At 73.9% G+C, this 9,810-nt stretch carries 9 protein-coding genes; 6 read left to right on the plus strand and 3 right to left on the minus strand.

Annotated elements, in window-relative coordinates; genetic code table 11:
- Nucleotides 1–124 precede the first annotated feature (124 nt).
- Together ACIQGQ_RS36105 and ACIQGQ_RS36110 are read right to left on the minus strand one after the other, a co-directional pair.
- Nucleotides 125–1,543: a HEAT repeat domain-containing protein gene (locus tag ACIQGQ_RS36105; RefSeq protein ID WP_402404588.1), complete on the minus strand. Its 1,419-nt coding sequence runs from the start codon at nt 1,541–1,543 to the stop codon at nt 125–127.
- 220 nt (nt 1,544–1,763) lie between these two features.
- Entirely contained in the window at nt 1,764–2,156 is a 393-nt protein-coding gene (locus ACIQGQ_RS36110; protein ID WP_402404591.1) for an ankyrin repeat domain-containing protein, read from the minus strand.
- A gap of 308 nt (nt 2,157–2,464) precedes the next feature.
- Between ACIQGQ_RS36110 and ACIQGQ_RS36115 the strand changes: the two genes are divergently transcribed.
- Entirely contained in the window at nt 2,465–2,659 is a 195-nt protein-coding gene (locus ACIQGQ_RS36115; RefSeq protein WP_018103962.1) for a hypothetical protein, read from the plus strand.
- A 36-nt stretch (nt 2,660–2,695) separates the two neighbouring features.
- Nucleotides 2,696–4,315 (plus strand): hypothetical protein, encoded by a 1,620-nt coding sequence (locus ACIQGQ_RS36120; RefSeq protein ID WP_402404594.1) that lies wholly within the window; start codon nt 2,696–2,698, stop codon nt 4,313–4,315.
- A 21-nt stretch (nt 4,316–4,336) separates the two neighbouring features.
- Here the strand turns inward: ACIQGQ_RS36120 and ACIQGQ_RS36125 are convergent, their stop codons facing one another.
- Entirely contained in the window at nt 4,337–5,836 is a 1,500-nt protein-coding gene (locus tag ACIQGQ_RS36125; protein ID WP_402404597.1) for a PLP-dependent aminotransferase family protein, read from the minus strand.
- Between the two features lie 102 nt (nt 5,837–5,938).
- Between ACIQGQ_RS36125 and ACIQGQ_RS36130 the strand changes: the two genes are divergently transcribed.
- The 4 genes from ACIQGQ_RS36130 (at nt 5,939) to ACIQGQ_RS36145 (ending at nt 9,498) form a co-directional block, all read left to right on the plus strand.
- Complete coding sequence (locus tag ACIQGQ_RS36130; RefSeq protein WP_402404599.1) at nt 5,939–6,673, plus strand: YitT family protein; 735 nt, start codon at nt 5,939–5,941, stop codon at nt 6,671–6,673.
- A complete protein-coding gene (locus ACIQGQ_RS36135; protein WP_402404602.1) occupies nt 6,670–7,434 on the plus strand; it encodes a glycerophosphodiester phosphodiesterase in 765 nt (254 codons plus the stop codon). Before ACIQGQ_RS36130 ends, ACIQGQ_RS36135 begins: the two co-directional genes overlap by 4 nt.
- Nucleotides 7,435–7,480: 46 nt before the next feature.
- Nucleotides 7,481–8,848, plus strand: a complete 1,368-nt coding sequence (locus ACIQGQ_RS36140) for an MFS transporter (RefSeq protein ID WP_402404604.1) — start codon at nt 7,481–7,483, stop codon at nt 8,846–8,848.
- 275 nt (nt 8,849–9,123) lie between these two features.
- On the plus strand, nt 9,124–9,498 hold the full coding sequence (locus tag ACIQGQ_RS36145) for an RNA polymerase-binding protein RbpA (RefSeq protein ID WP_007262928.1): 375 nt from the start codon (nt 9,124–9,126) through the stop codon (nt 9,496–9,498).
- The last annotated feature ends 312 nt before the right edge of the window (nt 9,499–9,810 follow it).

A 9,810-nucleotide genomic window follows, 5' to 3' on the forward strand; every position in this document is an offset into this window, starting at 1 on the left:
CCCCATACTGGCGCGCGGCGCGGCCGACGGCCAAGAGGGCGGGGGCGGAAGGGGTACGGGGCCGGTGGGCCGGCCGTGCTGTGCGCCGCGCGCCCCCCGACGCGCGTCGCTGTGGGTGCCCCGGTCAGACCGCCGGGGCGTCGGGGCCGATCCGGCTGCGTACCGCCGTCTGCACCTCGGCCTCCTCGGCGGGGTCGGCGGCGAGGCGGCGCAGCCGCTCGGCGACCCTGATGTCGCCGGTCTCCGCGTGGAGCGCGGCGACCTCCCGGGTGGTCTCCTCGCAGTCCCAGAGGCATTCGACGGCGAAGCCGGTGGCGAACGAGGGGTCGGTGGCGGCCAGGGCGCGGGCCGTCCGGCCGCGCAGGTGCGAGGAGGAGGTCTCGCGGTAGATGTGCCGGAGCACGGGGGCGGCGCAGGCGATCTCCAGCCGCCCGGCGCCGTCCACCAGCGTCCAGAGGCGGGGCTCGTCCGGCCCCTCGCCGCGCACGGCCTCGCGGAGCGCGGCGAGGACCACCTTCGCGTCCTGGGCGCCGCCCCGGCAGGCGAGCACCCCGGTCGCGGAGGCGCCGAGGGCGTCGGGCCGCCGGGCCCAGCTCCGGGCACGCTCCACCGCCGCGTCGCCGCACATCCGCTCGAAGGCGGCGACGGCCGCGTCGGCGACGGTGCGCGAGGCGGAGACCGCTGCGGCCTCGATCAGGTCGAGCACGGCCGGGTCCCGGGCCTCCGCCAGGTAGTGCAGCGCGGCGCCGCGGGCGCCGTCGGGACCGCTGCGGGCGGCCTCGACGATCGCGGGCCGGTCCTCGGGCCCGGCGACGGCGGCGAGGCAGCGGGCGGCGGGCGCGTGCAGGACGCTGCCGCGTTCGAGTCCCTGCTGGGCCCAGTCGAAAACGGCCCGCACGCTCCAGCCGGGGCGGGGTCCGCCGGGCCGCATCTGGCGCTGCCAGCGGTCGAACGAGCCCTGCTCCGACGCGGCCCGGACCCGGGCGCCGACCTCCTCGCGCGGGTCGTCCGCCCAGAGCCGCCAGGGGCGGGGCTCGTAGGCGTCACGCACCACCGAGGCCAGTTCGGCGGCGCCCTCGGCGGTCTCCGGGAAGCGGCCGAGCACGGGTACGGCGAGGCTGCGGAGCCCCGCGTCGTCGTCGCGCAGGGCCAGCTCGTCCAGGGCCCAGGCCCAGTTGGCACCGGTCGCCGCGTAGCGCCGCAGCAGGGCCAGGGCGTCGTCACGGCCGTACGCGGCCAGGTGGCCGAGCACGGCGAGGGCGAGCCCGGTGCGCGAGTCGTCGGTGTCGAGGTGGTCGTCGGGATCGCACAGGTGGCGCTCGATCTCCTCGATGCCTCCGTCGAGGTCGAGGTAGAGGCGCGCGTAGTAGAGGGAGCGGTTCTCCACCTGCCAGTCGTGGCGCGGATCGCTCAGGACGCAGTGGTTGAGGGCCGCCAGGGCCTCCGGGCGCGGGGCGGCGAGCGCGTGGAGCGTGCCGTCGCCGCGGCCCCTCTGCAGCAGACCGAGCAGTGTGCCGCTCGGTGCTATGAACGGATCAAACATGGAAAATGCCTCACATCAAGCTGTCGACGCGACCGGGACTGTGCCGTTCCAAGTGCCGGGTGGGCACTACGCCGCGCAGCAACATGCTCGTCCGACCTTCGTCTTCCGCTTGCTGTAGACCATTTCCCTCTGCCTCTCGTCGGTGGCCCGGAGCCGGGCCCGCGACGTCATGATGACCCAAGCCATTTCGCCACCGCGACCACATTTACCGCGTACCCGGTCAGCGGGCACCGAAGCGTTCCAGCAGGTCGGCCTTGCCGAACATGCGCGCGGTGTCGATGGCGGAGGGGGTTCCGGCGGCCGGATCGGCACCCCCGGCGAGCAGGGCGTCGATCACCGCGTCCTCGCCCTTGAAGACGGCACCGGCGAGCGGCGTCTGCCCCCGGTCGTTGGCCCGGCCCGGGTCGGCGCCGCGCTCGACGAGCGCCGTGACGGCGGCGGCGTGGCCGTGGTAGGCGGCGAGCATCAGCAGCGAGTCGCCCCGGTCGTTGGTGAGGTTCGCGGGGACGCCCGCGTCGACGTACGCGGCGAGCGCGTCCGTCTCGCCGCGGCGGGCGAGGTCGAAGACCTTCGTCGCCAGCTCGACCACCTCGGGGTCGGGGGTTTCGCTCATCGCACGGGCCGCCTTTCTCTCTTCTCTTTCCGCACCGCTGCCGGCCTGCCGGAACGTACGCCACGGGGCCGTACGAGTGAACCGACAGGGTACTGCCCGCCCGGGTCTCGCGACCCGGGCCGTCCCTGGCAAAGGATCACGGACGGTGCCGTGCCCGCCACCGGACGTTCCGCCACCGCGGACCCCACGGAGGACCAGTTCAGTGAAAACAATTACTTTTCACCCGAATGCAGCTTTTGTCATATAGATACTTCCGGTGAACCTGGAAGGACTCATGGTGACCGTCCCCCCAACCAGGAGAACCACTCATGATCCTGTCCATGTCAGGCGTTGTCATCCTCGGCATCATCGTCTTCCTCTTCTTCAGGAAGGACGGACTCAAGGCCTCGCACGCCCTCGTCACCGCCCTGTTCGGCTTCTACCTGGCGGGCACCGCCATCGCACCGAGCATCACCGCGGGCGGCGCGAGCCTCGCCGGCCTGCTGGGCGGGATCAAGTTCTGACCCCCGCGACCGCTCCCACCCCTTCAGGAGACCGACGTGGCCCGGCGACCACTCCCCCGCATTCTGAGCAGCGGCAGCGCCCCGATCACCCGTAGCCGGGAGATCGCGCGCACGGCCGCCGACAACGCCACGGACATCCTCCAGCCGCTGATCACGATCACCCGTGGCCTGCGACTGCTGGCCGCAGCCGGGCGGCAGAGGTGGACCGCGACCCCCAAGGACAAGCGCGGCCCCGCGCTGTTCACGGTCGCGGTCTGCCTGTTCGCCCTGGCGGTCATGCCGTTCGGCGGGCTGATCGCCCTGGTGACGGTGATGGGCGCCGCGGCCTGGAAGGGACGGGAGCGGACCGTGGAGAGGACCGGCCCCGACGAGGCGGAGACCGCACGGCTGCGCTCCCTGTACGAGGCGCTCGTGCCGTACTTCGGCGTCCCCGACGACCCCGCCCCGCTGTACGCGCACGGCGGGGACTGGACGAAGGCCTTCGGCGACCACGCCTTCGACGGCGACGGACGGCCGACCCGGCTCCGGGTGACGTACCCCGCCTGCTTCACCGACGGGGAGGCCGCCTCCCGCGCCCGGATCGAACAGCTGCTGCACGCCAAGTCCGGCCGCAGCCGGGAGTACCGCTTCACCTGGGACGAGGAGGGCAACCAGCTCCTCATGAACGTGCTCGGCGCCCTGCCCACCTCCATCGGCGCCCAGCGCTTCGTGACCGCCCCCGGCGAGACCGTGCTGGGCTTCACCGACGGCGAGGCCGTGCAGCGCACGGTCCCGGTGCACGACGGCGACCTCACCCGCGACGCCCCGCCGGTCGTCTGGCGGACCGGCGCCCGCTCCACCGAACCGCATCTCCTGGTGGTCGGGCAGCCCGGCAGCGGCACCACGACCCTGCTCCGCTCCCTCGCCCTCCAGGCGCTCCAGCACGGCGACGTCCTGGTCGTCGAGGCCACCGCGACCGGCGAGTACGCCTGTCTGGCCGGGCGGGACGGCGTACTGGCCGTGGAGTGCGAACCGGGCGGCGCGCTGACGGCCCTGGAGTGGGCCGCCCACGAGACGGAACGGCGGCTGATCGCCGCGAGCCGGGCCCGGCAGGCCGGCCGGCCGCTGCCCGACGACATCCGGCGCCCGCTGTGGATCCTGCTGGACCGGCCCGGCCTCCTCCGCCGGCTCGCCACCGCCATGGGCGGCCGCACCGACCCCCTGGAACTGCTCCAGGCACCGCTGCGGCACGGCAGGGCGACCGGCGTCACCGTGGTCCTGGCCGACCAGTTCGACAGCCTGGACGCCCTCGGCGAGGGCGTCCGGAGGCAGGCGCGGGCCCGGGTCGTGCTCGGCCGCTGCTCCCGCGAGGAGGTGGCGTCGGTGCTCGGCACCGAGCCGGACACCACGCCCGCCCCCGAGAGCCCGCCCGGCCGGGGCTACGCGCGCCTCGGCACCGGTCCGGTACTGCGCCTCCAGGTCCCGGCCACGCCCGACCCGTACGACGAGACGGCCGACGAGGCGCACCGGCAGGCGGTGCTCGGGCTGCTCCCCGAGCGGCGGGACGCGGTCGCGGCGGCCGGGACGGAGCGGGACGCCGCCCCGGAGCCGACGGGCGTCCCGGAGCCCCTGCTGCCGCGCGCCGTGACCGTCGAGAACCTGGCGGTCACCGACTGACGGACGGGGCGCCGCGCACGGTCAGGCGACGTACGTGCGCGGCGCCTCGGCCCCCGCGCCCGTCCCCGAGCCGACCAGCCGGGCCGCCGCCGCGAGCCGGACCGCCGCCTCGTCGGCGACCGGCCCCGCGACCGTGAACGGCAGCCGCACATACCCCTCGAAGGCGCCGTCGACACCGAACCTGGGGCCGGACGGGACCCGTACGCCGACCTGCTCCCCGGCCACCGCCAGCCGGGACCCGGAGAGCCCGCCGGTGCGCACCCAGAGCGTCAGGCCGCCGCTCGGGACGGCGAACTCCCAGTCGGGCAGCTCCCGGCGGACCGCGGCGACCAGCGCGTCCCGGTTCTCCCGCGCCTGCTCCCGCCGCAGCCGCACGGCCTCCTCCCAGCCCCCGGTGCGCATCAGCCAGTTCAGGGCGAGCTGTTCGAGGACGGGCGTGCCCATGTCGGCGTAGGCGCGGGCGGCGACCAGGCTGCGGATCACGTCCGGGGCGGCGCGCACCCAGCCGATCCGCAGTCCCGCCCAGAACGCCTTGCTCGCCGAGCCGACCGTGATCACGGTGGAGCCCGCCGGGTCGAAGGCGCAGACCCGGCGCGGCATGCTCACGTCGGGATCGAGGCGGAGCTCGTTCATGGTCTCGTCGACGACCAGGACCGTCCCGGCCGAGCGGGCCGCGTCGACCAGGGCGCGCCGCCGGTCCTCGTCGGCCAGGGCGCCGGTCGGGTTGTGGAAGTCGGCGACGACGTAGGCGAGGCGCGGTGCCGCCTCCCGCAGGACCTGCCGCCAGCGGTTCAGGTCCCAGCCGCCGAGCCCCTCCTCCATCGCCACCGGGACCAGCCGGGCACCCGCCTCCCGCATCAGCTGGAGGATGTTGGCGTAGCTCGGGGACTCCACCGCGATCCGCTCGCCGCGCCCCGCGAAGAGATGGCAGATCGCGTCGATGGCCCCCATGGCGCCGGTGGTGACCATGATCTGTTCGGGCATGGTCGGCACCCCGCGCGCGGTGTACCGCTCGGCGATCATCTGCCGCAGGGCGGGCAGCCCGGCCGGGTAGTCGCCGTGGGTGTGGGCGTACGGCGGCAGTTCCTCGATGGCGCCCTGCACGGCCCGGGTCAGCCACGGCTCGGGGGCGGGCAGCGCGGCGCAGCCCAGGTCGATCAGGGAGCCGAGGGATTCCGGGGGCAGCGGTTCCAGACCGCGTGCGGGCAGCGGGTTGCCCGCGGGCACCGCCGTCCAGCTGCCGGCCCCGCGGCGGGATTCCAGGAACCCCTCGGTGCGCAGCGCCTCGTAGGCGGCGGCGACGGTGGTGCGGCTCACGGAGAGGGCGAGGGCCAGCTCGCGCTCGGCGGGGAGCCGGGCGGCGACGGGCACCCGGCCCTCCAGTACGAGCAGGCGGACCCCGTCGGCCAGCGCCCGGTAGGCGGGCGGGCGGCGGGTGCCCGGCCCGGCGGGGCGGGGCTGCTGTGCCTGGAGCTGTCGGGCCAGCTGGGCCGCCCCGACCGCCGAAGTCCACTCGGCCATGGAAATCAGTCCACCTTCCTCGGATTGGCCATGGTTGGCGGCCAATCCCCTGCCACAGAGTGACATGCGGCAGTCCGCCGCCACCACATCAGGGGGTACGTCTTGTCCACCGCCTCCGCCCCTCGCGGGGCGCGTCTCACCCGCCGGCTGGTCCAGCTCTACGCCGGTCTCGCGCTGTACGGGGCCAGCTCCGCGCTCCTGGTCCGGGCCGGTCTGGGGCTGGAGCCCTGGGGCGTGCTGCACCAGGGGCTCGCCGGGCGCACCGGGCTCTCCATCGGGGTCGTCTCGATCGTCGTCGGTGCCGTGGTGCTGCTGCTGTGGATACCGCTGCGGCAGCGGCCCGGTCTCGGCACCGTCTCCAACGTCTTCGCGGTCGGCCTCGCGATGGACGGCACGCTCGCGTTCGTCCCCGCCCTGCACGGCCCGGTCGCGCGGGTCGCGGTGCTGGTCGCGGGGGTCGTGCTCAACGGTGTCGCGACCGGGCTGTACATCGCGGCGCGGTTCGGGCCGGGCCCCCGCGACGGGCTGATGACCGGGCTGCACCTGCGGACCGGCCGCTCCATCCGGCTGATGCGGACGCTGATCGAGGTCGCGGTGGTGGTGAGCGGCTTCCTGCTCGGCGGTTCGCTCGGGGTGGGCACGGTGCTGTACGCCCTGGCCATCGGCCCGCTCGCCCAGTTCTTCCTGCGGATCTTCGCGGACGGCCGGGAGCCCGCCGACGACGAGGAGGACCGGGCCGGGGAGCCCGGCGGGGAGGCTCCCGTCGCTCCCGCGCCGGGCGACGGCGGCACCTGCGTCACCCCTCCGCCACCCGGGCAGGCGATACTTCCGCGGTGACCTCAGTACGCCACCCCTATCTGGACCGTCCCACGCCGATCCCCTTCGCCCACCGGGGCGGTGCGGCGGACGGGATCGAGAACACCGTCGCGGCGTTCCGCCGGGCCTCCGACGCCGGGTACCGCTATTTCGAGACCGATGTGCACACCACGTCGGACGGCCGGCTGGTGGCCTTCCACGACACCACCCTGGACCGGGTCACCGACGCCCGCGGCCTGATCGCCGAGCTTCCGTGGAGCGAGGTGCGGCGGGCCAGGGTGGCGGGCCGGGAGCCGCTGCCGCTCTTCGAGGAGCTGCTGGAGACGTTCCCCGACGCCCGCTGGAACGTCGACCTCAAGGCCGCCTCCGCGCTGGAGCCGCTGATCGGGCTGATCCGCCGGACGAACGCCTGGGACCGGGTGTGCGTGGGCTCCTTCTCGGAGGCGCGGGTCGCCAGGGCGCACCGGCTGGCGGGCCCCCGGCTCGCCACCTCCTACGGCGTCCGGGGCGTGCTCGCCCTGCGGCTGCGCTCGTATGGGATACCGGCGGCGCTGCGGGCCGGGGCGGTCTGCGCGCAGGTGCCGGAGAGCCAGAGCGGCATCCGGGTGGTCGACCGCCGCTTCGTGCGCGAGGCGCACGCGCGCGGCCTCCAGGTGCACGTCTGGACGGTGAACGAACCGGAACGGATGGCGGCCCTCCTGGACCTCGGCGTGGATGGCATCATGACCGATCACATCGAGGCACTGCGCACGGTGCTGAGCGAGCGGGGGGCCTGGGCCTGATGCCTGCCGTGCGGGGTCCTCACGGGGCGATACGAGGGGGTGCGGCTTGAGCACCGAGACCGCGGAAACCACTGGACCGGCGGGCCCGGACGCGGAGGCGGCCGCGGGCCGCAGACGCGAACAGCGCGGCTGGTATTTCTACGACTTCGCGTGCTCCGTCTATTCGACGAGCGTGCTGACGGTCTTCATCGGCCCCTATCTGACCTCGATCGCCAAGGCGGCCGCGGACGCCGAGGGGTACGTGCACCCGCTCGGCATTCCGGTCAGGGCCGGTTCGCTGTTCGCGTACGCGGTCTCGGTGTCGGTCGTGCTCGCCGTGGTCGTGATGCCGATCGCGGGCGCCGCGGCCGACCGTACGGGGCGCAAGAAGCCGCTGCTGGCGGTCGCCGCCTACACCGGGGCCGCCGCGACCACCGGCATGTTCTTCCTGGACGGCCACCGCTATCTGCTGGGCGCGTTCCTGCTGATCGTCGCGAACGCGGCGATCTCGGTGTCGATGGTGCTGTACAACGCGTACCTGCCGCAGATCGCCGAGCCCGACGAGCGGGACCGGGTCTCCTCGCGCGGCTGGGCCTTCGGCTACACCTCGGGCGCGCTGGTCCTGGTGCTGAACCTGGTCCTGTACACGGGCCACGACTCCTTCGGCCTGTCCGAGTCCGACTCGGTGCGGATCTGTCTCGCCTCGGCCGGTCTCTGGTGGGGCGCCTTCACGCTGATACCGCTGCGCCGGCTGCGCGACCGGGGCGTGGCGGCGAACGGCGAGGGCGCGGTCGGCTCGGGGTGGAAGCAGCTGCTGGCCACCCTGCGCGACATGCGCCGCCATCCGCTGACGCTCTCCTTCCTGCTGGCGTACCTCGTCTACAACGACGGCGTGCAGACGGTGATCTCCCAGGCGTCGGTGTACGGCTCGGAGGAGCTGGGGCTCGACCAGACCACGCTGATCACGGCGGTGCTGCTGGTGCAGGTGCTGGCGGTGGCCGGGGCGCTGGGGATGGGGCGGCTGGCCCGCTCGTACGGCGCGAAGCGCACGATCCTCGGCTCGCTCGTGGTCTGGACGCTGATCCTCGTCGCCGGATACTTCCTCCCCTCCGGGGCACCGGTCTACTTCTACGCCCTGGCCGCGGCGATCGGCATGGTGCTGGGCGGCAGCCAGGCGCTCTCGCGCTCGCTCTTCTCGCACCTGGTGCCGCGCGGCAAGGAGGCCGAGTACTTCTCCGCGTACGAGATGAGCGACCGCGGGCTGAGCTGGCTGGGGCCGCTGGTGTTCGGGCTCGCCTTCCAGCTGACCGGCAGTTATCGGGACGCGATCATCTCGTTGGTGATCTTCTTCGTGGTCGGTGCCGCGCTGCTCGCGAGGGTGCCGGTACGCCGGGCGGTGGCCGCCGCGGGCAATCCCGTACCGGAACGGATTTAGACGTTGAAGTGAAAGGCCGGTAGTGTACGCCTTTGGCCTGCCCGGAGGACCGTTACTGCGCGTGGAAGAGACAGAACCGTTGGGTGACAACTTCCACCAGATGTGACAATCCGGGCATTGCTGGGTACTTGGAACCCTGGGAAACCTTAAGAAGCAGCGGCACGACGGGCGACGCATGACCGGCAACGGGAATCTTTGCCGCCGACCGGACGTTGACCGGATGACGACGACAGCGACACCTGTCCTGTGGGCGACAAGCCCGGGAGGCACGATTCATGAGTGAGCGAGCTCTCCGCGGCACGCGACTCGTGGTTACCAGCTACGAGACGGACCGCGGCATCGATCTGGCCCCGCGCCAGGCGGTGGAGTACGCATGCCAGAACGGACATCGATTCGAGATGCCGTTCTCGGTAGAGGCGGAGATTCCGCCGGAGTGGGAGTGCAAGGCGTGCGGCGCCATGGCACTCCTGGTGGACGGGGACGGCCCCGAGGAGAAGAAGGGCAAGCCTGCGCGTACGCACTGGGACATGCTCATGGAGCGGCGCACCCGCGAGGAGCTCGAGGAAGTACTCGCCGAGCGGCTGGCGGTGCTGCGTTCCGGCGCCATGAACATCGCCGTGCACCCGAGGGACAGCAGGAAGTCCGCCTGACCCCTCACGCACCACCTCAGTACGACAGAGCCGCGGGGGGGGGGGGGGGGGGGGGGGGGGGGCGCCCCGGGGGGGGGGGGGCGGGGGGGCGCGGGGGGGGGGGGGGGGGGGGGGGGGGGGGGGCGCCCGGGGGGGGGGGGGGGGGGGGGGGGGGGGGGGGGGGTTTTGGGGGGGGGGGGGGGGGGGGGCCCGGGGGGGGGGGGGGGGGGGGGGGGGGGTGCCCTGGTGGTTTCCGTCATGAGTGGGGTGGGGCTGTCGGGTGACGGCACATGGTGTCGTGTGCCGCGCTGTGTGGTGCTGCCTCCAGAATTT

The organism is Streptomyces sp. NPDC092952, assembly GCF_044754785.1.
Lineage (GTDB): Bacteria > Actinomycetota > Actinomycetes > Streptomycetales > Streptomycetaceae > Streptomyces.

What these genes read in the sequence shown, in the direction of transcription:
- ACIQGQ_RS36105 (WP_402404588.1), bottom strand. Translation starts at nt 1,543, where the DNA reads ATGTTTGATCCGTTCATAGCACCGAGCGGCACACTGCTCGGTCTGCTG.
- ACIQGQ_RS36110 (WP_402404591.1), bottom strand. Translation starts at nt 2,156, where the DNA reads ATGAGCGAAACCCCCGACCCCGAGGTGGTCGAGCTGGCGACGAAGGTC.
- ACIQGQ_RS36115 (WP_018103962.1), top strand. Translation starts at nt 2,465, where the DNA reads ATGATCCTGTCCATGTCAGGCGTTGTCATCCTCGGCATCATCGTCTTC.
- ACIQGQ_RS36125 (WP_402404597.1), bottom strand. Translation starts at nt 5,836, where the DNA reads ATGGCCGAGTGGACTTCGGCGGTCGGGGCGGCCCAGCTGGCCCGACAG.
- ACIQGQ_RS36145 (WP_007262928.1), top strand. Translation starts at nt 9,124, where the DNA reads ATGAGTGAGCGAGCTCTCCGCGGCACGCGACTCGTGGTTACCAGCTAC.